The 21,666-nt window shown below is 43.8% G+C and carries 21 protein-coding genes; 7 read left to right on the forward strand and 14 right to left on the reverse strand.

Going from position 1 to position 21,666, the window contains the following annotated elements; all coding sequences use genetic code 11:
* Positions 1–86 precede the first annotated feature (86 nt).
* From ACMXYV_RS14480 to ACMXYV_RS14515, 8 genes are all read right to left on the reverse strand, one after another.
* Positions 87–500 (reverse strand): hypothetical protein, encoded by a 414-nt coding sequence (locus ACMXYV_RS14480; protein WP_415889167.1) that lies wholly within the window; start codon positions 498–500, stop codon positions 87–89.
* A 440-nt stretch (positions 501–940) separates the two neighbouring features.
* Positions 941–1,141 carry a hypothetical protein gene (locus ACMXYV_RS14485; RefSeq protein WP_415889169.1) on the reverse strand — a complete coding sequence of 67 codons (201 nt, stop codon included), beginning with the start codon at positions 1,139–1,141 and terminating at the stop codon, positions 941–943.
* 21 nt (positions 1,142–1,162) lie between these two features.
* Positions 1,163–1,495, reverse strand: coding sequence for a hypothetical protein (locus ACMXYV_RS14490; protein ID WP_415889170.1), 333 nt, complete (start codon positions 1,493–1,495; stop codon positions 1,163–1,165).
* Complete coding sequence (locus ACMXYV_RS14495) at positions 1,473–2,000, reverse strand: hypothetical protein (protein WP_415889171.1); 528 nt, start codon at positions 1,998–2,000, stop codon at positions 1,473–1,475. Before ACMXYV_RS14495 ends, ACMXYV_RS14490 begins: the two co-directional genes overlap by 23 nt.
* Positions 2,001–2,192: 192 nt before the next feature.
* Complete coding sequence (locus ACMXYV_RS14500) at positions 2,193–3,281, reverse strand: hypothetical protein (protein ID WP_415889172.1); 1,089 nt, start codon at positions 3,279–3,281, stop codon at positions 2,193–2,195.
* Positions 3,282–3,514: 233 nt separating this feature from the next.
* Positions 3,515–4,885 (reverse strand): RDD family protein, encoded by a 1,371-nt coding sequence (locus ACMXYV_RS14505; RefSeq protein WP_415889173.1) that lies wholly within the window; start codon positions 4,883–4,885, stop codon positions 3,515–3,517.
* Positions 4,882–6,573, reverse strand: coding sequence for an Hsp70 family protein (locus tag ACMXYV_RS14510; RefSeq protein ID WP_415889174.1), 1,692 nt, complete (start codon positions 6,571–6,573; stop codon positions 4,882–4,884). Before ACMXYV_RS14510 ends, ACMXYV_RS14505 begins: the two co-directional genes overlap by 4 nt.
* Positions 6,574–7,014: 441 nt before the next feature.
* Positions 7,015–9,843 carry an FAD-binding and (Fe-S)-binding domain-containing protein gene (locus ACMXYV_RS14515; protein WP_415889175.1) on the reverse strand — a complete coding sequence of 943 codons (2,829 nt, stop codon included), beginning with the start codon at positions 9,841–9,843 and terminating at the stop codon, positions 7,015–7,017.
* Between the two features lie 125 nt (positions 9,844–9,968).
* On the opposite strand from ACMXYV_RS14515, the gene ACMXYV_RS14520 reads away from it, so the two are divergent.
* Positions 9,969–10,892 carry a LysR substrate-binding domain-containing protein gene (locus tag ACMXYV_RS14520; RefSeq protein WP_415889176.1) on the forward strand — a complete coding sequence of 308 codons (924 nt, stop codon included), beginning with the start codon at positions 9,969–9,971 and terminating at the stop codon, positions 10,890–10,892.
* On the opposite strand, the gene ACMXYV_RS14525 is transcribed toward ACMXYV_RS14520, so the two are convergent.
* From ACMXYV_RS14525 to ACMXYV_RS14545, 5 genes are all read right to left on the reverse strand, one after another.
* Positions 10,822–11,763 (reverse strand): DMT family transporter, encoded by a 942-nt coding sequence (locus tag ACMXYV_RS14525; protein ID WP_415889177.1) that lies wholly within the window; start codon positions 11,761–11,763, stop codon positions 10,822–10,824. The two genes, ACMXYV_RS14520 and ACMXYV_RS14525, sit on opposite strands and share 71 nt — an antisense overlap.
* Positions 11,764–11,868: 105 nt before the next feature.
* Positions 11,869–12,438: a TetR/AcrR family transcriptional regulator gene (locus tag ACMXYV_RS14530; protein WP_415889178.1), complete on the reverse strand. Its 570-nt coding sequence runs from the start codon at positions 12,436–12,438 to the stop codon at positions 11,869–11,871.
* A 252-nt stretch (positions 12,439–12,690) separates the two neighbouring features.
* Complete coding sequence (locus tag ACMXYV_RS14535) at positions 12,691–13,152, reverse strand: DUF302 domain-containing protein (protein WP_415889179.1); 462 nt, start codon at positions 13,150–13,152, stop codon at positions 12,691–12,693.
* Positions 13,153–13,304: 152 nt separating this feature from the next.
* Positions 13,305–14,093 (reverse strand): substrate-binding periplasmic protein, encoded by a 789-nt coding sequence (locus ACMXYV_RS14540; RefSeq protein ID WP_415889180.1) that lies wholly within the window; start codon positions 14,091–14,093, stop codon positions 13,305–13,307.
* Positions 14,094–14,173: 80 nt separating this feature from the next.
* Positions 14,174–15,844 (reverse strand): ATP-binding protein, encoded by a 1,671-nt coding sequence (locus ACMXYV_RS14545; protein ID WP_415889181.1) that lies wholly within the window; start codon positions 15,842–15,844, stop codon positions 14,174–14,176.
* A 256-nt stretch (positions 15,845–16,100) separates the two neighbouring features.
* On the opposite strand from ACMXYV_RS14545, the gene ACMXYV_RS14550 reads away from it, so the two are divergent.
* From ACMXYV_RS14550 to ACMXYV_RS14570, 5 genes are all read left to right on the forward strand, one after another.
* The gene (locus ACMXYV_RS14550) at positions 16,101–16,589 is read left to right on the forward strand and encodes a hypothetical protein (RefSeq protein WP_415889182.1); all 489 of its coding nucleotides are present in this window, start codon (positions 16,101–16,103) and stop codon (positions 16,587–16,589) included.
* The gene (locus ACMXYV_RS14555; protein ID WP_415889183.1) at positions 16,579–17,319 is read left to right on the forward strand and encodes an EAL domain-containing protein; all 741 of its coding nucleotides are present in this window, start codon (positions 16,579–16,581) and stop codon (positions 17,317–17,319) included. The genes ACMXYV_RS14550 and ACMXYV_RS14555 overlap by 11 nt, the downstream gene beginning before the upstream one ends.
* 70 nt (positions 17,320–17,389) lie before the next feature.
* Positions 17,390–17,836: a Cd(II)/Pb(II)-responsive transcriptional regulator gene (gene cadR / locus ACMXYV_RS14560; protein ID WP_415889184.1), complete on the forward strand. Its 447-nt coding sequence runs from the start codon at positions 17,390–17,392 to the stop codon at positions 17,834–17,836.
* A 96-nt stretch (positions 17,837–17,932) separates the two neighbouring features.
* Complete coding sequence (locus tag ACMXYV_RS14565) at positions 17,933–18,568, forward strand: cation transporter (RefSeq protein ID WP_415889185.1); 636 nt, start codon at positions 17,933–17,935, stop codon at positions 18,566–18,568.
* Positions 18,569–18,694: 126 nt separating this feature from the next.
* Entirely contained in the window at positions 18,695–19,756 is a 1,062-nt protein-coding gene (locus ACMXYV_RS14570) for a DUF3137 domain-containing protein (RefSeq protein ID WP_415889186.1), read from the forward strand.
* A gap of 95 nt (positions 19,757–19,851) precedes the next feature.
* Here ACMXYV_RS14570 and ACMXYV_RS14575 read toward each other — a convergent pair whose 3' ends face one another.
* Positions 19,852–20,448 (reverse strand): hypothetical protein, encoded by a 597-nt coding sequence (locus tag ACMXYV_RS14575; protein ID WP_415889187.1) that lies wholly within the window; start codon positions 20,446–20,448, stop codon positions 19,852–19,854.
* 233 nt (positions 20,449–20,681) lie between these two features.
* Here ACMXYV_RS14575 and ACMXYV_RS14580 point away from each other — a divergent pair, with 233 nt between their 5' ends.
* A complete protein-coding gene (locus ACMXYV_RS14580; protein WP_415889188.1) occupies positions 20,682–21,479 on the forward strand; it encodes a substrate-binding periplasmic protein in 798 nt (265 codons plus the stop codon).
* Positions 21,480–21,666: the final 187 nt, after the last annotated feature.

A 21,666-nucleotide genomic window follows, 5' to 3' on the forward strand; every position in this document is an offset into this window, starting at 1 on the left:
ACTAACGGTGTGATGTTTTAATAACATAAGGGGATCACTCGTGCACTTGACCGGAAACGATTAATGGGCAATCCCCTTAATGCTTTCTATTCAGTATTCTTATCTACTTGACTCTTATAGTAAGCAATAATTATATCTTTATCTTGCTCAGAGAAAGCTTGCAAAGGGATTTTCTTTGTAATTGTTTTTTCTTCGTTATTGATTTTAAGTATCAGTTTTTTAGCATCTAAATCTGCACTCATAATATTTGAATTTAAAATCATGAAACGGGAGTGTATAGCTCCAAATTTAACTTCAGAATAATTTTGGTAAAATCTAATAATTTCAAGTTCACTATTTATAAAATATGAAATAATTAATATGGCACCTAGGCCGATCATATGAGGAATGATAAATAATCCAGCTATCACAATAAGAACCCCTACAATAAGCTGAGGTTTTAATTTTGAACTTGGTATTTTGATTATAGTTTGCGGCTCTTCTAGTGCGATATCACTCATTGTTAAACTTCCTTATAAATTCACTTTTAATAATTTTATCCATTTCATTTCGAATGGCTAAAATCCCTAAAATCCCTATGGGTAATAAAAAAACAAATCCCGTTATGGCTATGTAGCCAAATATATTCTTTTTAGTAAGCTGGTATATTATCCCAAATAAAGTCAAGGTAAAGGCGGGTATGGTTATGTAACTCAAACCGTTATAAGTGCCATCTACAGCAATTAATATAATTAGTATTAGGTTTATGAATAGTGATAACACATAGAGCTTCACAATAACTTCCTTTTATAGTGCTCAAAAAAATTCTATATAAATCATCTTTAATTTTCAATAGGGTGTTTTTGTAGAGTCTGATACTTTATCCAAAGTTAATATATTCTATCTTTAATAGACGGTTTATTTTACTATAACCGAACGTATTATCTGAAGAGAAACTGCTCTACGCAGCCATACCCTTTAAAAAGATCAGTGCGACAAACATCAACACTACAAAAATCAAAATTCCTTCCATCGTCTTTCCTTTTGACGAAGTGTATCCACGGCCTACTTGGCCTTGTTTCAAACAAGAAAGACCGAGACAGGGAAGATCGATAAAAACAACTAAATCTGTATGCAGGTGCTCTTTACCGATTAAATACATAAATTCGAGACTCACTTCTATCTAAAACTGAGCTCGCTCCAACCGCCCTCTAAAGCTGTAAGCTATGGCTCTTTTGCAGGTTAAAGATATCTTAGCGCCTGGGCTTGTGACTAACTTCTTCCCTGTTTTACGAATTAGTTTTAGTGTCCACTTAATACTCGGCCTTGCACCAACAGGAGCAACAGGTCTAGGCACTAATTCTATAAGTTCGGTACAGCTGTGTGCTTTTTCCAACATCTGTCCAATAAGCTCGAGTATTTTGGCATTAATAACCATTCGATCAGCTATTGAGCGACCATAGAATGCTTCTAAAATAGCCTTGGCATATCGCTTATCTTCCGCGCTTATTATCATTTATCTCTCCATAGAATATTTTGCGGGAATCCTTTCCCTCAGTTTCTAAAATGTAATACGTAAATGATTGCTCATTTTTATCAGTAAAGAAGATACGCTCTCGCCCATCTTGCTCTTTCTGGTATATCGCAAAATAGCTTTCGTGTTCTAAGTAGTCAGTTGAAACAACACTTTCCGACAATACTGACTTTGCTTGTCCAATATCCTGATTTTCTGGCTTGCGAGTCCCATAAAGTTGATCAAGATACTCTTGGGTAGTTATGCCCCGCAGTTCAATCTCTTCTTCAGCACTAAGCACTTGAATGCTGACATAACCTTCATCACTGTTTATTAACAGAAAGTCGCCAATCGCTAGCTGATCGTTATTTTGGACATCTAGCTTGAGAGTAGCTTCTGCCAGAGGAAGTTGAACAACTACCTGTTGCTGGGGTGCAGTAGACGCGCATCCCGCGAGCAGGATAGCGAAGGTTACGCAGAGAAGAATCCTTTTCCAATATAAGAACATCTAATCAAATCCTTTGATCTGTTTCTGATAAAGAGAGCTACATGCTAGGTGATTGGAGGAAAAGATTCCATTAGTTAAACTGTTAAATACTAATTTAAACTCCCTTCGCTTTTCCTCTAGCAGCGCAGCTGCGTCCTAGCCAGCATCAGGCGAAACCGTTTAACCACTAAAAGCACAGCGGCATCCTATTTATCAATCAGTAAAAACATACTCTCCATTGTGCCCTTTTTTGACGCCGAAAAATCTAAAATCGGGATAGAGCCTTGTGCGTATAAACCAAGCAAATAACAGCAAGCCTATAGATAGAGCTATTCCAATCATTTGTGGGATTGGAACCGTCCCCCCATAGATACAGGCAAACAATTCACGGCCAATAGTTATGCCACACAGGACCAGATAGAAGTTATAAGCTAATAAACTGCGGCGCAAGAAACCCATTGTAAAACAGATACTTACTGCTAGACTAATTACCAAAGTAACTTGCTTGTGCTCTGGTGTTGCAACAACATAACTTCCCCAAATAGCCAACGCACTGGTTAGCATAAAGAGCGTGACAAATAGTTTATTTTTACCTTCATGTAACTCATTAAGTATTTCGTCCGGAGTGGCGGCAATTAATGTTGCTAATGTAGTGTCGGTGACCCCGCTGTTACGTAATTGCTCAAACACTTCTCGCTTTGGGACTCCGCGATTGAGCAGTTCCGTCACGCTACTTTTAATTCGCTGTTTCGACATATGATTAGAAGGTTGGGCATATGTTGGCTGCACGTACGTTGGTTCAATATCAGGCTTTGAGGAATAAGAGGTATAACCGGTCTGGATTCCAGCGTTTTCTTGCTGTTCCTCTTGTGTCTCTTGCGGTTGCGAGAACTGCGGCACTGGAACGATCTGGCGTGGCCCGACAAAACAATATTTCTCGGTCAGTTCAATCAGCCTAGCTTGATCTTCTGGACTGTAGCGATACAAGGGAAGATGGTGTTGCGCACCATCCAGCATATGTAGGATTAACTTTTTGCTGCTTTTTTCAACCCACTCAACCTTAGTGAGACTAGCTTTAGTCTCTAAGCCAAAGCGTTTGATAAACAGGGCATTATCACGAATATTCAGCTTATAACTGCGTTGAACAAGCAGAACTATACAGAGGAAGAAAGGGACATAGTACTGACCGCCAAAAGGGCTATTACCGAATAGAAAGTTAAGCCCGACCCAAATAATAAAGCCTATAGCTGTAACCTTAAAATAGAATTTGCCTGCAAATTTAAACGTAAAGTCTTCCTGCATCTCTCATCCCTGTGCATCAGTTAAAGAGACTAGCTCTTTAAAATTCCTGTTAAATATTTGGTCGTTTTAGCAGCAGTAAAATCCGTAAAGCAGTCTGCCTACCGCGCCAGATTAGCGCAACCATATAAACTGGCACCAAAGTTGTTAAGAACGATAATGCCGTCCTTCTTTTCCTCTAGGCGCAGCCGTCCTCTAGCGCTAGCGTCCTAAAAGTGAAGCGCTCGGCTTTTAACCTACAACTCAATCTCAAAACTCTTTAGATAATTCGCGTAGCTCTTTTTAAGATCAACCACCATAGTGTCGCTTAAACGGTCGTGCAGTATACGTACGCCAATAAATAGATTGATCCAGAAGGTAATTTTGATCGCTACCATCGACAGTATGTAGCAGATAATACGCCAGATATTTAACCACCAAGGGACAGAAGACTTATCTTGTCTCATCACTCGGTACCCCATTAAAAGTTTGCCGGGAGATGCCTGTAATGGACTACTTTCCATAATTAAGAACAATAGAAATGAAGCTATAAACGAGTAGAAAAAAGCCTCTCCATTTGTAACTAACTGTACGGGTAAGAAGATATTTATCCAAATAGCAACACAGATAAACCCAGCCACATCAAGTATATTGGCTAAGATTCGACCCAACCTGCTAGCGAGAACAAATTCCTCGAGATTCCGATACTTATCTGCAGCACAATTGCTGTATTCGCTGCCACCTTTAACCCCTTCCAGAGGGTCCGTTTTACTGCCGTGTAAATGCAAAGCATCGATATAGGGCTGGCAGTTTTCTTCTCCGTATTCTCTAGCTAAATCCAGCTTATGACCTTGCCAATCGACAAAGCGATCCAGATAAATAATGACTCTGATATCTCGTAATTGGCAGGATGGGTTTTCGGCATGCCGTTGATTGTGCGCTAGGATATGCTCAAACACCTCCTGACCGAAATCCCAGTTAAATTCATCATCAAGTAAGAACTGCGAGCGCTCGATAAAGCGCCAATGCTCGACCTTATTTAATTTTTCAGGATAGCCGAGTAGTTGTTCGACCTCCGCAAGCATACTGGCAAGCTCTGCGTGCTTAATTGCTTCTTGCTGTTCTTCTTCCAGCTGGCGCTGCTTTAGCTTCGTCTCATGGCCAGACTCATCCGCCAACTCAGGCGCTTTAATAACCTCAGCCTCCAGCGCCTGACACTCGGGCTGTATCGGTTCCTGTGTTGTTAGTTCCGGTGCTTCGACCACCTCAATTTCAACGTTAGTTTCAGGCTCAGTAGGCGGTTGGAGTTGCGTTCTTAGCTGTTCCAGCTCGACATTGGTGCTTTGCGAGGTTAAGACCATTTCCTCTGTGTTGGTCTTATCCTCAGTCTGCTCCACAGCATCAACCACGGGTAAATCTAAAGGTTTAGCATCAGAGAGAAGTGGGGATGCTTTGGCGCGCGCACGCGCTACCTTTTGCGCTTGTTTATAAGCTTTGTTTAGCGCTTGAAACTGTTCAGGATGCTCATCAGGTCGAGCTAACTTAACTGCCTTGGCATAGGCTTTCTTAATCGCCCTGATATCATCAGTAGGCCCTTCTAATCCGAGAGCCTCCCAGATATCGCTCATATCCAGTCCTCGGTATCTATACCGTCCAATAAACTAGCCATACGCTTTTGAGCTTTCTGAATCTCTGTAGGGTTTTGCCCTTCCAAGATCCGTTCAAACCACGCGATAATTTCGGCCAGTTGGTCACGTTCTTCACCTAACGTTGTTTCATATAGACGCTCAGCCCTAGCGAGGAGTGCGCTGTTCTCTTCGTCTTCACGCGGATGAAATTTAAGCTTGGCCAAACGTTCGCGAGACTTTTCTAGATCTGACTGACTCAGACTACCCGGTGCATTTTGAATCACTTGATTGATCGATTTGCCTGTAGAAACAACGGTCACATCAACTTCCAACAAACCATTCATATCATAGCTATAACGAATGTCCGCGGCTTCCTCGCCTTTCGGTGCCTTTGGTACATTAACTTCAACTTCACCCAAAAACACATTTTTATTCACATACCGGCTTTCACCTTGATAAACACGAATAGCTAACTGCTTTTGGTTTTCATGCGCTGTGTAAACTCTCTTAACAATACTTGAAGGCACAACGGTATTTCGTTCGATAATGGGCAAGAAATAGTCACCCTGATCTGGAGAGTCATCATTAAGAATTGCCGTGCCTAAGGTGTAGGGACAAACGTCGGTCAAAACAACATCATCAAGCGCTGCGTCACGGCTTTTTAAACCCGCCTGCACTGCAGCCCCCATAGCTACAACAATGTCTGGATCAAGATTGCAGGCAGGTAAACGCCCAAACATCCGAGCGATGGTGCTACGAAACACCTGCATTCTGGTCGAACCACCCACCAAAAGCACTTCGCTAATATCTTCCATCGGAATATCTGAATCTTTGAGGGCTTGGATAATAGGCTTTTTCAGACGTATCAAAAGCGGGGTTGTAACGGCAATAAACCAATCCATATCTACGGTCCATTGAATCATTTCACCCGCCAACGTGAGTTCTAGCAGTTGCTTTTTATCTTGGCTGATCCGCTTTTTAGCCGTCTCCAGCTGCATATAAGTCCGCTGTAGTTCGGTTGTACTCAAATCAGCTTTAGTGATGCTTTGTTCTTGTAAAATGGCGTCTAGCATCACCTCAACAAAATCTTCACCACCGAGGAAATTATCCCCAGCACTTGCATGCACTTCCATGATCCCGTCAAAGAATTCCAGGATAGATACATCAAATGTACCGCCTCCCAAATCAAGAATCAGAAAGATTCCCTCTTCAATTTCATGAAGACCATAGGCCATTGCAGCGGCTGTAGGCTCGTTGATAAGACGTTCTACTTTCAGACCAGCTAACTCTCCAGCCAATTTGGTTGCGTGGCGTTGATTATCGTTAAAGTATGCCGGCACACTAATAACGGCTTCGGTAACGTCTTCCCCTAAGTAATTTTCAGCATCTTCCTTTAGAGATTTAAGTACCAATGAAGACAGCTCGACCGCCGAAAATTCCCTGCGATTAAGTCTGATCTTATGGTCACTGCCCATAAGACGTTTAAACACTGCAACATTGGCTTTGCTATCGCGGATCAAACGCTCTTTCGCAGTCCGTCCAACCACGACCTCACCACTACCATCCACACCGACTACTGAGGGTGTTAAAAAGTCGCCTAAACGGTTAGGGATCATTTTAATTTCCCCCTCACGCCATACCGCACAAGCACTGTTTGTAGTACCAAGATCGATCCCGATAATAGCCATATTACTTCCTATTTTTCGACTCACTTAAATCAGAAAAGGCTATAGGGATATCAAGAACCTCTAACCGAGCGGCCGAGGTAAAATCAGAGTTCTAAACCCATGACAGTTCATACCCTGTCTCGCCAATCCTGCGACGAACAACTCCACGGCTATCTTAGCCTTTATGAAGTTAAAGTCTGCCTGCATGAATAGCATTTAACAACCGTATAAGTTGATTCAAACTGTGACTAGTTGCAAGCCCAAGCTGATCAAGATTGGTAAACACGTGAAAGTGAGGGAAGGGAGATATAAAAAAGCTGAAACCTGAGGGCGTCAGGTTTCAGCTAAAAACATCCCTGTAATAACTTGAACTGGCTTTTTCTCTAGCCACGCAGTGGCGTCCTCTAGGCGCAGCCGTCCTCTAGCCGCTATGCGGCGTCCTAATAGCGAAGCGTTCTATTCCTACACCTTCCTCTCAGTACACTGATCTACTAAATAGACAATGGACTGGTAGTCGATACCGGAGTGGTGACTTAAGCCGATTTCGCAGGTACGGCTGGTCGAATAACCACTGCTGCAGCCTTCAACTTGGTCAGCGAGTGTATGTAGTGCTGATTCATTCAGTTCTGGCGTGGTAAAACCTTTGTCTCCGGCAAAACCGCAGCAGGTAATCTGATCAGGAACCACAACATTGGTACTGCAGGCGTTCATCACTTCAACGATTTTTTGATCTAAACCTAAGCGACGTGCGGAGCAAGTGATGTGTAACGCAACTTTGTCATCCACAGGCTGAAAATCCAGCTTATCCATCATAAAGGTGTGAATAAAATCGACCGGTTCATACAGTTTGATACGAGAATCTAGGTTCTCTTTCAGCTGCATCGTACAAGGGCTGGTGTCACAGTAAACAGGGATTTCCCCGCCGTTACTTGCTTCCAGTAGCATGTCGATGGTTTCAGCTGCTTTAGCTTCGGCCTGGTTAAACATACCTTTACTCTTAAACGGCATACCGCAGCATTGTTCTTTAAGGTTTTGTGGATAGATAACCTCAAAGCCTGCTTTGCGTAGTAGCTCTTCTGTTTTATCCACAAGCGAAGTTTGTTCTTCTGCGCCGCGTGCTGGACCCATAGTGCGGCTAGCACAGCTTGGAAGGTAAACCACCTTCAGTTTGTTGCCTGAAGTATTAGTTGGCTGAGCTGGTTGGCGCTTTGTAGTCTCCAGTTTAGGTGCCGGTGTCGGCATCTCTGGGCTCCAGTAACCAATCTTATTGCCAGAGAGTTTACGTGCGGTACGCGTTACCGCACCCATGGCTTTACTACCCAGCAAGCCGTGACTCATATCAGCTACACCAAAGGCTGTTTTCGCCGCTTTGGTAACCGTACCAAAGTTATTGGCGATCCATTCGGACATACCTTCACGGCTGGCATGACGTTCGTGGCGAAGCTGTCGAACCAAATCACCGGTATTGATACCTACAGGGCAAACCGTTGAACACAAGCCACAGCCCGCACAGGTATCTACTGCCATATAGTCATATTCATCAGCGAAAGCTTGCTGGCTTTCACCCTCTAACAACGCCAGTTCGCGCTTGCCGATAATACGCTGGCGCGGGCTGAGTGTTAGATTTTTCGATGGGCACATGCGCTCACAGAAACCACATTCGATACACTGATCAACAATATCGCTGACGGCCTTCATCGGCTTAAGATTGCTGATGTGCAATTTTGGATTTTGGGTGATCATGACATCCGGGTTTAGGATGCCTTGTGGATCAAAGATGCGCTTGATCTCCAACATTGCGCTGTAGGCTTCATCGCCCCACTCTTTCTGTACGAAAGGTGCCATATTACGACCGGTGCCGTGTTCCGCTTTTAGAGAGCCATCGTATTTGTTAACAACGACATCGCAGACTTCATCGATAAAGCGTTCGTAACGATCGACCTCTTCTTTACTGCTAAAGCCTTGAGAGAAAATAAAATGCAGGTTGCCATCTAAAGCATGGCCATAGATAACACCGTCATCGTAACCAAACTTCTGCATCAACTGCTGAAGATCCACCAGCGCATCTGCTAGCGTTTCGATTGGGAAAGCAACGTCTTCGATCAGTGCTGTCGTACCTTTCGGACGCGTCGCACCCACCGCAGGGAAGATCCCTTTACGTACATTCCAATACGCCTGATATTCCGATGGTTTATCGGTAAAGCTGGCTGGCACAACCAATTCCAGATCATCGATCTCAGCAAGAATCGTCGCGATATGGTTTTCTAGAACCTCTTGCTCATCGGCTTCGGCTTGAACCAAGATCGCTGTCGCACCTTCTGGAACACCTTGGATATAACTTGGTACACCATCCATGTGTTCTACCGCTTTAAGTGCAAAGTAGTCGATCATCTCTGCCGCAGATACTGGCGTTTTATTTAGTTTAAAACGCGTAACCGCAATACTTGCTGTACGGATATCAGGGAAGACCAAAAACGCAGAGGCTTTTAGCGGGTACTTACGAATCGTGTTGTGAGTAATCTCGGAGATAAAGCCTAGTGTACCTTCAGACCCGATCATCAAACGTCCAATGATATCGATTGGATCATCCCATTCGATTAGAGAACGTAAACCATAACCAGTGGTGTTTTTAACTTCGTATTTACGCAGGATACGTTTGCTTAACGCGGTGTTACTGCGAAGCTTTTTCGATAGCACTTCTACATCGGCAATCATACCTGCATGACTAACGCGAAACGCTTCACGACTCTCTTCTGAGCCGGTATCCAGTACAGTGCCGTCTAACAGAACAAAACGAGCTGAATCCATAACACCGTATGTGTCCATAGAGTTCATGCCCGCCGCATTGTTAATAGCGATACCACCCACAGTAGCCGCATCAATAGACGCTGGCATGGGTGCGAGTTGACGCTCTAATGGCGCTAGGTAACGGTTAGCATCGCCACCAAGCACGCCACACTGCATGCGGATCTTTTTACCCGACTCTAGAATCTCATAGTCTTTCCAATCCGGTGTTAGGGAAAGCATGATCGAATTGGTAATGGACTGACCTGACAGGCTTGTGCCTGAGGCACGGAACGTAATAGGCAGGTTAAGCTTGGTTGCTAAAGCCATCAAACGGATCACTTCGGACTCTTCAGCCACTTGCACAATCACCTTAGGTAGCAAGCGGTAGAAGCTTGCATCCGTACCGTAAGCAAGAGTACGAAGGTAATCAGTAATAATCCGCTTTTCCGGAATAAACTTAGCGGCTTCAGCAATAAATTCTTGGTATTTATCCTGTTCCTGCATAATGCGATCCTGTCAGTTGAGCTTTAGTTATTATGATTTTGAGATAGGTTAGCTCAAACGCTATAATTAAATTAGCGTGCACAATCGAATTTAATTGATTCCAAATATTAAACAATAAGACCGATATGAATAATCTGGATGATATGCTGCTGTTCGCCCAAGTGGTGAAACTCAAGTCTTTCCGCGCTGTAGCGGAGCAAAGGGGCGTGGCGAGCTCTGTAGTGAGCAAACATATTTCGCGGCTAGAAAAACACTTAGGGGTTCAGTTACTGATCCGCACTACGCGAAAGCTTAATCTCACAGAAGCGGGTGAAGAGTTCTATCATCACTGTCAGCAACTAGAGAGTGGTGTAGCGCTAGCCGAGCAAGCTGTCTCTCAACATGCAGAGCAGCCTCAGGGCCTTTTACGTATTGCTGCGCCGATGATCTCGGGTCAGTTCTTCCTTCCTGCCGTCGTCGATGAATATCTAAAACGCTATCCAGAGATGAAGGTTGAGATGGTGATTAAGGATAGCTTTCAAGATCTAATCTCTCATGGCTTTGATCTCGCAATTCGCACCGGTACCTTATCCGATTCGACCCTTCGTGCCCGTCTGTTAGTGCAATCGCGTTGGTACGCTTATGCTTCGCCAGAGTATTTAAAAGAGCAAGGTACACCTAAAAAGGTGACCGATTTAGAAGAACACAATTGCCTGCAGTTTAAGTACCAAGAAACCGGCCCTCATGACTGGCCAATCACAGTAAAAGGCCAACCGGATCGCATCAAAGTAAATGGTCGCTTTCAGGCTAGCTCTCTCGTTACCTTAAGAGAATCCGCAATTGCCGGTACAGGTATCGCGTTTATGCCGGTATTTCTGGTACGCGAGGAGGTTGCTCGTGGCGAACTTGTCCCAGTATTACAGGATTGGGTCTACCGCGATGTAGGTATCTATGCGATCTACCCCAATATTCGCTACGTGCCTCGTAAGATCAGTGCCTTTATTGAGCTTCTAGCGGAAGCTTATGAGGAGCATTGCTGCGCGTTTCATTCGCAACGTTTTCATGAGTAATCGCCTCTTTCGACCTGATATTGGCAACTAATATGCCGACGACCACCACTGCAAAACCACTCCAGTCAGCCATAGTGGGTACTTGTTCAAACAGAGGCCATGCGATTAGCGCTGCAGCAACCGGTATACCATAAAACACGCTGGCAACCTGAGATGCACTGTTTCGATTAATCAAGATATAGAGCAAGCTCACCGCTCCTAAGGATACGCCTACTGCCATCCAGAAAATTGCCAACACAAGGTCTAAATGCCACTGCATCTGCATCGTTTCGAACTGAAACGCTAACAACAGCATCACGGGGACCGTACCTAATACCTGCAATGCTCCACCGCTGATCAAGTGCATATCGGCACAGTGCTTTTTCTGAATTAACTGCCCTAGCGATAACCCCAATAACCCAAGTAGAGCCCAGACCAGCGTCGTCCAACTAATCCCGTCTACCGCTAACCCATCAGCGACTACAACCGCTACACCACTGATCCCTATCAACAAACCAAGCCAGCGCCACCCCGTGACTTGCTCTTTCAAGTATGGTCCGGCTAGCACAGTGACTAACAATGGCTGCAACGCAATAATCAAGGCACATACGGCAGGCTTCATTCCCAAATAAAGTGCGTAAAATACGCCTACCGAAAATAGACCCTGCATTAAAATTCCGGTTATTAAAATCCACCCAGGATTTTTCGGCCAAGGCGCACTGAGCAATACCGCCCCCAATGCAAGCAAGCCACCTGCAATCGCAAAACGCACAGCTAAAAAGGTAAATGGCTCACTGTAACCAAGGCCAAGCTTTGCACCAACAAATCCGGAACCATACACCGCTATAAATAGCAGCATCAGTAAGATGTTCTGATTTAGATAAATTTTCATATTGCCTCCCTCACTATGCCTCTAAAAAACTCTGTACATACCAGTAGGTACAATTTATATTTCAAAAAAAGCCTGTAATTAAACAGGCTGTTTCTCAACGATTTTTTAGTTCGTTTTCAGTGCTGCCAACATATCTAAGAAACTCTCGCAGACATCAGCTACCGTATCATCTTGCTGCACCGCTCGCCCTACAACAAAACCGCCCTGTAAGACACTAAGGGTTAACTTAGCTAAAGCTTCCGGTTTATGAAACTTTACTAATGCACCGGATGATTGCGCCTCGCTATAAATCGCTGTGAAGCGTTTATGCATAGTGGAGAAATAACGTTCCAAAGGTGCTAACAGCTGTTCATCTTCGACCGAAGGGTCTTGAACGATCCGCCCCATACGGCAACCCTTTAACGCATGCCGCGGCAATCTCAAATAAGCACTGACTTGAGCTAACCAATCACCATCCGTTTGCGCAATGATCTGATCGAATTCAGCAATCAGATCATCTGTTCGGGATTCCATCGCAGCAATCGCCAGATCCTTCTTGCCTTTAAAGTGATGATAGAAGCTACCTTTACCCACACCACTACGCTCCAACACCTGATTAGGACTGGTGGCATCATAGCCCCGCTCCCAAAGCAGTTGCTTCATGGTATCGATCAATAACTCGCGTGTAGCGGCCATAACTTAGTGTGCTCAATATTCAAGTAACAAACATACTAGTAGGTACAGTAAGTATTTTCAAGCTTACGGATAACTGCAGCTTATTACGAACCATAGATTCCAGCCTTCGCTGGAAAGACAACGACTGTAGATTATTGCTCTAAAACCATGACATGGCGTCCTCTAGGCGTAAGCCGTCCTTCTTTTTCTCTAGCTGCGTAGCAGCGTCCTCTAGGCGAAGCCGTCCTCTAGCCACGTAGTGGCGTCCTATCTTTACTCCGTTGCCGCCTTAGCGAACTTACCCAGAGCGCCCGACACTTTGTTTAGTACTTCATCGCACCCTTGAATGTTATGACGCTTAGCTAAGTGGGATGGATCGTTATAGCTTAACCAGACAGAGCCATCTTCATCTTCCCAGATCAGTGCTTTTTGTGGCAGGTCGATTGCGACACTTTGCGCACAGAGCATCAATGGCGTACCCACTTTTGGATTTCCGAAAAGTACCAACTGAGTATCCCGTAGCTCCTTACCGATTTTCTCGGCGCCAGCGCTGTGATCAATTCGGGCAAATACAGTCATACCTTTAGCACTCAAAACCGTTTCTAATTTATCTGCCGTTTGAACCACGCTGTGTTGGCTTTTCACATTGATCATGCCATCTCCAGCTTGAACTGAAGTGCTCATTGCAACACCTAGAGCAACAGTGCCTGCTACCGTACCAGTAATTTTTCCCATCTTTCATCTCCCTATTCATAATCTCTGATTGCTTAGCTCGGACAAGCAAGATCACAATTAATTCAATTTAGGTGATATACAGGATTTTGCTATTTTATATAGGATCTGATTTACAACGGGAGGCAAATTATTCGGGAGATGATAGGTAACTTTTACATTAGGTATTTGCTGTAAATTTGTTCGTACTTCTCAGATGATTTCACTTTTTCCAAAGCCGCCTGCCAACGCTCGATCACGCTATCAGGGATCTCTTTGGAACAAGCAATATAAAGAGGAAATTCGAGTAGTTTTACGCCAGTAGATACCAACGAGTCCACCGGTTTATCGATCTGTTTCAGATAGTAGGCTACGCCTAAGGGGCTGGTATTAACAGCAAGCTCCGCTCTGTTTGAAAATAATAGGCTGAATTGGCGGTCTCTTGAAGACAACTTCATGACATTAGTAATTCCGAGTTCATCAACTTTGTTCGCAATTAAACCTTTATAAGGAACCGTAATGTTATTCGCGTGTTTTATGTCATCAATTGTTTGGTAGGTGTGTGGATTATCTTTACGTTTATAAAAATAGATGGCCTCCTGAGATATAGGACCGATCCACTTAAACTTATCTTCTCTTTCTGGTGTCCTAAACAAAGAGAAGTACATAACATTAGGTAAGGTTTCCAACATCCGGTCACCTCGGACACCTGGATAGATCGAAATGGAATACTCTTCGCCTAGCTCATCCATTACCGCTTGGACAATTTCGATCGAAAACCCTTTCAGCTCACCATTTTCTTCGTAATTGTATGGCGCCCAATCTTCGGTAATAACTTTCAAGTCCGGTTGTGCTGCAACTGGATCACTATTGAACGAAACAATCCCGATCAATAAAAAGGTCAATATAGCGGCTTTTATCTGCGCCAAATCCATGTTCACACTGAAGAAGTTACAGTTACGCATAGGCTCAGTTTGTTCTTATTAGATGAGTCACAAATTTAAGTATAGACGCTTTATTAAAGCGCTTAGGCCAACAAGGTTATTCACTCACAGGACAAATCAGGTAGCGTCAATTTGACGAGCAAACCCGGCTCATTATTGTGCAAACTAATGCTGCCACCTAAGACAACAGAAACAAGGTTATATACTCTATACAAGCCCAGCCCCGACGTACCATGCCCCATTGTGGATGAGAAAAATGGATCAAAAGCGTGCTCTTTTACCTTCTCATCCATCCCTTGACCATTATCAGAAAAATCAATTTCAACACCCGATTCACCATGATTCACAGCAAGCTCAATACAACTGCCTTCCTCTAACTGTGCATGGTTCAAACTGTTTTCCAGGAGACTTACTAAAATTTGTTCGAGCGCTTCTTCATTACTACAAATCTTTAGATCTGGGGGAACGCTATTGGCTAATTCTATATGCCGCTGTTTACATCTATGCAAATAAGCTCCAAATACACCTTTGGCTACAGCATGGAGAGAGAAACTGTGAGTGATTTTTGTTTTAGTATCGCTAGATAACTCTTTAAAACGATTAATCAGGTTAATGCTTCGATTGAGATTGTGATCCATCAACGTGATCGACTCGGCAGCCGTTTCCAGATACGAGCTCAATTGGGACTGACTCAGGGAATTGCTATCAAAAGCATGATGCAACTCTTCCAAGTTATTTTGTGCTGTTGTTAGTCCTAAGAGGATATTGCCTAAAGGGGAGTTCAGTTCATGCGCTACACCAGATACTAAACGTCCCAGCCCAGCGAGCTTTTTAGCCTCAACCAACTGCTGAAGCGTTGACTGCAACTCTTCATGAGCTCGTTTTAACTTGAGGTGATGATCTTTTTCAGCTTGCTCAGCTTTTACACGATCAGTTATATCCTGAAGCGTTTCGATTGCGCCTACTGTATTTCCGTCAGTGTCTAGAAGCGGCGATGCGTTAAAGTGGAGCCAATGCCCTGAAGGGCCGATATTGGGGAAAAGATCCTCAGCCTCACAGGCGCCATTGATCAAGCTAGATAAGGCAAAATGGTATCCATAGTATCCCTGTATCTTCTCAGCAGGTGCATTATCCACAACAAGGTCAGCCATGGTCGGTCGTGATTCTGCATAAAAGCCACGCCAGCTATCATCACGTCCAATCGCGTCACTTGCAGGTACACCAGTCAGCGCCTCGCAGGCTTTATTCCAATGGGTGACCTTGTGTTCTTTATCAATAACAAAGGTTGCAATTGGACTACCTTGTAGTATCTGAGATAGCTGTTGCTGACTCGCTTTCACCGCCTGCTGAGCATTATGTAAAAGCGTTAAGTTACGCCCGACTCCGCGATAGCCGGTAAAGTTACCTGTACAGTCATAAGTAGGCTTACCACTAACCGAATAGTACTGAACAACACCATCATTCCCAGGCACTTCATATTCAAAGTCTCGAAAAGGCAGGTGTTGTTCGCAGCAATCAATATGCGCCTTTATTTCTTCATCGGTTAGCCCTTGGATAGGCATCTCCCAACGTCGCTTACCGATAAAAAGGCTCTGTTTACGATGCAGTTTTTCGGTCAACACTCCCCAAAATCGCACAAACCTAAATGACGCATCCTGCTCCCAAAACCAATCGGAAGATAGGCCTGCAAAGTCAGACAGAAGCTCATTTTCATCTTCCAGCTCTTGGATCCGCTTCTGTAATGTTTCTATGGATGGCGTTTTATCAGACATAACCACAGTTAATACAAATGGAGTGACTCAATTCAGAATAGTTAAGGAACCGCCTATTCACCAAATTCCACCAAGAACTATATCGATCTTAGAAGCATCGCCATGCCGAAACATCAAAATAGATTTGACATAGATTTAAAAAACAAAATAAGATGTATTTTTTTTACATCTTATAATCTTGTAGCCCATTATCGTTATTCATCTACTTAATCAGTACAGGTTACAAACGAAAAAGTTCTGGCAGGAGAACATCAATATGCGCCTAGCTAGTGCCAATCTATCCATCGCTAATGCCTTACTCAAAGGGCAAAATAATACTCAGTGGAGTGCTGTGCTATTAACACAACACAAGCAACTTGAAGAAGAAATCGCCAATATTCAACGATTACTCGCACGCGATTTTTGTCACTTACTTCAACTAGATAAAGCGCTGAAAAGGTTGATCAAAGGCGTTGTTATTCATCTAGATCTAGAAACCTGCTTCTTGGTGCCGACACTGCAAGGTAGCGAGCTAAGCGCACAGCAAAAACTTGCTTTGACACAGAGCTACAAGAAACTCCAACAAACATGCCATAACACCAGTGACTACATTCATCATCTGAAGCTGACCAAAGGTAACCGTCTGATCAATATGGAAAATAACCTGAATATTCAGAGTTTCCTTCAGGAGATTAGCCAACGTTTAAAAGATGAAGACTCTATCTATTCTTGCCTAGATACTGATGGTGCGACTTATGCTGTTTAACTATAGTGGCCGCGAAGCCCAGTTTGTTTGGTATTCACAAGAGCTTTTTACTGCAGGGTTAGATAATGGCTATGGAAGAGAAGTTCTATGCAGGGGATTTTTCTTAGATTCTGGGGCCAAAATCCCCATGCGAGAACTGATCCCTTATCTATATCGAAATACCGAACTGCTACTGAGAATGACCAGCCAGCAGATTAAAGACACGCTTGCTGCTCAGTTTGAAGATGAATCTAGCATTTGGATAAATCTTGCAGGGCCTTTAATTGCCAGTGATCAACTCTTTCAAAAACTTTGGCAGGACGTTCTTTTAGATCTGGATGAGAAACAGAAACAACGTTTAGTGTTGGAAATTTGCGAGCACGATATCAGTGATGAGATCGTATCCCGTCGCGTGTCTTTTTTAAAACAGCACGAATTTAGTATCGCTATGGATGATTTTGGCGCGGGATATTCCAATTTGCAGCGACTATTACAAGCGCCCTTCGACATTATTAAATTAGACGTAAAGCTGCTAAATGACGTACCGACAGATCTTTGGGCTGCCAGCTTTTACCATCAAATCATTAAACTGTGCTCATCTAAAGGCTGCATTATCGTAGCCGAGGGTGTTGAAACCCAGCTCCAATCCGACTTTGTGCGCTGGGCGGGTGTCGATCTGATTCAAGGCTATCTCTATTCCACCCCAACAGAACATCGCCACTCGGTCTGCCAGCAAACGACTAATGCCTAACGCGTGAATAATTCATTTCACTACCCAACCGATCAAGCCTATAATTACTTTAGGGTTTGAGGATATGTTTATGAAAATCGGCCAATTAGCAAAACGCACAGAGTGCCAGATAGAAACCATTCGCTACTGGGAGAAAGAGGGCTTAATTCCAGCTCCCTATCGTTCTGAAGGTAACTATCGGATCTACAACGAGCAACATCTAAGTCGCATTCTGTTTATACGCAACTGCCGCAGTTTAGATATGAGCCTTCATGAAATACGTACTTTGCTGGCCCTAAAGGACCAACCGTCTGAAAGCTGCCATGATATTAACGATCTAGTCGATAGCCATATTGAGCACGTTGTAAAACGTATCCAAGCACTCGCATCTTTAGAACAAGATCTACGCAGTTTGCGCCAACGTTGTGAGACTGAGAGTGATATCGAACACTGCGGAATTCTTGAAGGACTCTCCTCCGATAAACCCCATACTGAACCAGACACTGACACGCATATTAGCGGTCTACACGGCCATTAAAACTGCGATCACGAGACTTTCTTGACCCTATAGCTGCTACAGGCTTTTTAATTACCTTAGAACTCTTTTTTACGATGTCGTTTTGAGGAAAAAACAATGGCCGGCAGTTGCTGCAATGCTAACCACGCTAAAAGTGCATTAGAAGATGGGCGCTTTCGAAAAGCCCTCTGGATCGCCCTATTGATTAATGCCAGCATGTTTATTATCGAGATCATCGCTGGCTTTAATGCTTCATCAGCATCACTCCTTGCTGATGCGATCGACTTTCTTGGCGACTCAGCCAACTATGTTATCTCACTGTCCGTGCTATCTATGGGCATGTTATGGCGATCCCGAGCAGCATTGATAAAAGGGTCAACCATGCTCCTGTTTGGTATAGCCGTTTTACTCAAAGTGTTGTGGGATGCCTTCAATGGTCAGACACCCGAACCTGTAACTATGGGCATTATTGGCTTGCTAGCATTAATAGCGAATGTAACGGTGGCCATTATGCTTTATACATTCCGCAGTGGCGATGCTGATATGCGCTCTGTATGGCTGTGTAGTCGTAATGATGCCATTGGTAATGTTGCAGTGATGATCGCTGCTGTAGGCGTTTTAGGTAGCGGCCAAGCATGGCCTGATCTGTTAGTAGCCGCCATCATGGGGCTATTAGCCACCAGCTCAGGTATCAGCGTCATAAAACAAGCAAGACTAGAGATAAAATCTCAATCGACCAATTCTTGCTCCTAATCCAAAATTAGAAAATAAATACAATTCTGGCTAGGTTATATCCCCACACACCTAGTCAGTTTTAATCGATAAAAAGCATTGTTATGCTCAGGCCTCTAAATTTGTTTAATTATTAGTAGGGTATTTGTGAACGCTCCATCTTACCAACCCAATGGCCGTCAAAAACGGCTCGATACAGCAACTGACGCATTTCTCGATACGATCGTTGATTTTATCGTCTACCGAATTTTTCGTAAAAAGCCTGCGCAATTGAAGTTTGATGTTGCTCCAGAACAGTTCGAAGCGTTAAAGCTGGCCTGCGCTCCTGAATGGGCTGAGCTGCTTAGAGAGCGAGAAAAAGCCAAAAAAGCCTGTGACCGTCGTTTGCTAATAGGTTTTATCGCGTCCCTAGCCTGTGCAGTCATTTCTATTGTGGTATTTATTGGGGGAGGCCTCTTCTTAGCGATCATCCCGCTGCTGATTTCAGGGTTTAAAGCGGCTAAATTCAAACAAGACTTCAATCACCATTTTGCTGAAAATTTACTGCCAAAAATCCTCGATCATCTAGACGGATTTCACTATGAGCGTCATGGAATCATACCGCTGGACTCAGTCCGAGATAGCCGCATACTGCCACCCCATCAAGAAGAATTGACCATACAAGAGGACTACCTCCGCACTGAGATTGGGGCTGTAACGGTGGAAATGGTGGAGTGCCAATTAAACCGAATGAAAACTGATGCCAAAGGAAATAGAAGGAAGAGCACCGAATTTAAAGGGGTGATCCTAAATATGGCGCTTCCACACACCTTCCCTTCTCGTGTGATACTGCAAGCAAATTGGGGGAAGGTACTAAGCTTTTTCCAGCAGAAACCTATGGATAAAGATCAGCGTATCACTTTAGACAACAACCCCTTTGGCAAGGGTTTTCATATTTATGCTGAAAATGAAGAGCATGCTAAACAGATCCTGACACCGGACTTCTTAGAAAATTACAAAAGGTTTAGTGATAAGCTGGACGTTGCAGGAACAGAGATGAGTCTGTTTGGTAATCAGTGTGTCATGCTGCTTCATCGTCCCAAAGATCTCTTTATGCCACCCAATCTTCACGGTGAAATATGTGAAGAAACGGTACTTTATCCAATGTTACAAGAGATCGAGATGATCGAGGAGCTGACCGTTATCGCACTTAAAGCTAGCGGCGCTTAACCGTCCTCAACCCTACATTTCTATCAGCCCAAAAAGCCCTTTTTGTTAAATTCAAAAAGGGCTTTTTTAATCCTTTGCTACAACTAACCAGATATCTACAAAGACATCACGTGGATAACCGGGTAGAAAAAACTTACCGCTAGGGTAGAACGAACAATCAACATCACTTGATTGAAAAAGGCCTGCACTACAAAAGCAAATACCCCCAATAACCCAAGGTAAGTTACTAACATGTGCCCGGGGCTAAAATATCCAAACCATTCCCGAAGCGGTGCTATCTGGGATAAACCAGATGCCAAACATAGCGTCGTTGACAGAATAATCACCATCTCCAGCTTCACGCTCCAGTTGAGATACTTAATCTCTTGTCGGCATCGATCATAAAGCAGATGCAGTGACGCCGGCTCTAAAGTAAAGGCATAAACAATAGCGATAAAAATGGGTAATACAGAGAGTAAAAGTAAGTAAAACCCCAGTACAACCATCGGCTCAGTAACAACCAATCTGAATAGATCGGCGGAACCTAGTGTGACCAATAACGACATCAGCGCAGTGTTATTGGCGTGAAAGAATAAGCGGGTATAAAAGCCTTTGCAGGTCAGATTCAAGAAGCCATCAAAAAAGAGATAGCTCACTAATGCAGTTAAAACGATAACACCGAGGATATCTTGAAAGTGGAGGCTCGTTAGCATCTCAACCCGCCTCCCGATAAGACGGCGGCGTGCGCAACCCAGCTATGCAGCAAGATAAACAATCATCAACGGATTGGATAGGTCTGGTTTTCATGCTCATTCCTTTGAACACTTAAATTGTTAAATTCCTTTTGCCCTAGTGTGCCGCCAGCTGTTCATAAGATCAACACCTGTCGACAAACAAGTAGCTATTCATTCACCGCCATACAATTTTTTTTGACTATAGTGAAGTGATGAAAGTGTTTTGCCGCTGCCGTTCTGAGGTTATTCCGTTGCTACAACGCCCCTTAATTTACACACTCATGCTGACGGCTCTACTTTGCTTTAATACCGCAAAAGCTGAGGTCGAGACATTAGTTGTTGGCGCTGACTCTTGGCCGCCCTTCCGCTTCGTGACGCCTGAAACAGTGTCTGGTATTGACCACGAATTATGGAAAAAGCTTTCTAAGCGAATGGGCTTTAAGGTCCACTACTTACGCTGTCCATGGAAACGCTGCTTACGAATGATGAAGAATGGTCAGATCGACGCGATGAGCGGTTTAGCATGGCGTGAAGAAAGAGCTGAATACATTACTTATGCTTATCCTCACTACTACAGTTGTAGCACTCAACTCTATCTTCCTCATGGTAAATCACGCCGCATCAGTAAACACAGAGATATGCATGCAATGACCATAGGAATGGTCGGTGGCTCCGCTTATTACACTGAATTTGATCAGGATACGGATATCTATAAAAAAAGTGTGACTCAAGAAGCTGTGCTGCCCAATCTATTACTAGAAGGCAGAATTGATAGTTTTATCGGTACGGATTGCCAAGCTGATTATGAACTCGCGTCACGTGGCTTAACCCCACAAATAGATAAAGCCGTGTATAAACCTGGGAATAGGGTCGATCTGTTTGTCGGACTCTCTTCAAATTCTCGCTGGGCACTACGTAAAAAAGAGTTTGATCAAGCCCTACAACAGCTACGCGAAGAAGATTTTGAAGGGAATGCCCTTAAATTAATATCTCCATTCGCGGCTGAATAAGCCCATCTAATTGAAATAAAACTTACCCCAGTTTTCTGTGGATAAGCGTGTATATTAATTTTGGACAACCTCTACAAAGCCTATAAACAAAGGCTTGTAGCGGTTTGTTTGTTTTTTGATCTTGTGTGTTAAGCTTTCAGCTATTACCCATTAAATCAATATCTTAATTCAGAAAACCCACCCTTTT

The sequence above is a fragment of the Neptuniibacter sp. SY11_33 genome (assembly GCF_047778025.1).
Taxonomy (GTDB): domain Bacteria; phylum Pseudomonadota; class Gammaproteobacteria; order Pseudomonadales; family Balneatricaceae; genus Neptuniibacter.

Excerpts from the sequence above, each read along its gene's own strand:
- ACMXYV_RS14480 (WP_415889167.1), bottom strand. The coding sequence starts at position 500 with ATGAGTGATATCGCACTAGAAGAGCCGCAAACTATAATCAAAATACCA.
- ACMXYV_RS14485 (WP_415889169.1), bottom strand. The coding sequence starts at position 1,141 with ATGTATTTAATCGGTAAAGAGCACCTGCATACAGATTTAGTTGTTTTT.
- ACMXYV_RS14490 (WP_415889170.1), bottom strand. The coding sequence starts at position 1,495 with ATGATAATAAGCGCGGAAGATAAGCGATATGCCAAGGCTATTTTAGAA.
- ACMXYV_RS14495 (WP_415889171.1), bottom strand. The coding sequence starts at position 2,000 with ATGTTCTTATATTGGAAAAGGATTCTTCTCTGCGTAACCTTCGCTATC.
- ACMXYV_RS14500 (WP_415889172.1), bottom strand. The coding sequence starts at position 3,281 with ATGCAGGAAGACTTTACGTTTAAATTTGCAGGCAAATTCTATTTTAAG.
- ACMXYV_RS14505 (WP_415889173.1), bottom strand. The coding sequence starts at position 4,885 with ATGAGCGATATCTGGGAGGCTCTCGGATTAGAAGGGCCTACTGATGAT.
- ACMXYV_RS14510 (WP_415889174.1), bottom strand. The coding sequence starts at position 6,573 with ATGGCTATTATCGGGATCGATCTTGGTACTACAAACAGTGCTTGTGCG.
- ACMXYV_RS14515 (WP_415889175.1), bottom strand. The coding sequence starts at position 9,843 with ATGCAGGAACAGGATAAATACCAAGAATTTATTGCTGAAGCCGCTAAG.
- ACMXYV_RS14520 (WP_415889176.1), top strand. The coding sequence starts at position 9,969 with ATGAATAATCTGGATGATATGCTGCTGTTCGCCCAAGTGGTGAAACTC.
- ACMXYV_RS14525 (WP_415889177.1), bottom strand. The coding sequence starts at position 11,763 with ATGAAAATTTATCTAAATCAGAACATCTTACTGATGCTGCTATTTATA.
- ACMXYV_RS14530 (WP_415889178.1), bottom strand. The coding sequence starts at position 12,438 with ATGGCCGCTACACGCGAGTTATTGATCGATACCATGAAGCAACTGCTT.
- ACMXYV_RS14535 (WP_415889179.1), bottom strand. The coding sequence starts at position 13,152 with ATGGGAAAAATTACTGGTACGGTAGCAGGCACTGTTGCTCTAGGTGTT.
- ACMXYV_RS14540 (WP_415889180.1), bottom strand. The coding sequence starts at position 14,093 with ATGCGTAACTGTAACTTCTTCAGTGTGAACATGGATTTGGCGCAGATA.
- ACMXYV_RS14545 (WP_415889181.1), bottom strand. The coding sequence starts at position 15,844 with ATGTCTGATAAAACGCCATCCATAGAAACATTACAGAAGCGGATCCAA.
- ACMXYV_RS14550 (WP_415889182.1), top strand. The coding sequence starts at position 16,101 with ATGCGCCTAGCTAGTGCCAATCTATCCATCGCTAATGCCTTACTCAAA.
- ACMXYV_RS14555 (WP_415889183.1), top strand. The coding sequence starts at position 16,579 with ATGCTGTTTAACTATAGTGGCCGCGAAGCCCAGTTTGTTTGGTATTCA.
- cadR (WP_415889184.1), top strand. The coding sequence starts at position 17,390 with ATGAAAATCGGCCAATTAGCAAAACGCACAGAGTGCCAGATAGAAACC.
- ACMXYV_RS14565 (WP_415889185.1), top strand. The coding sequence starts at position 17,933 with ATGGCCGGCAGTTGCTGCAATGCTAACCACGCTAAAAGTGCATTAGAA.
- ACMXYV_RS14575 (WP_415889187.1), bottom strand. The coding sequence starts at position 20,448 with ATGCTAACGAGCCTCCACTTTCAAGATATCCTCGGTGTTATCGTTTTA.
- ACMXYV_RS14580 (WP_415889188.1), top strand. The coding sequence starts at position 20,682 with ATGAAAGTGTTTTGCCGCTGCCGTTCTGAGGTTATTCCGTTGCTACAA.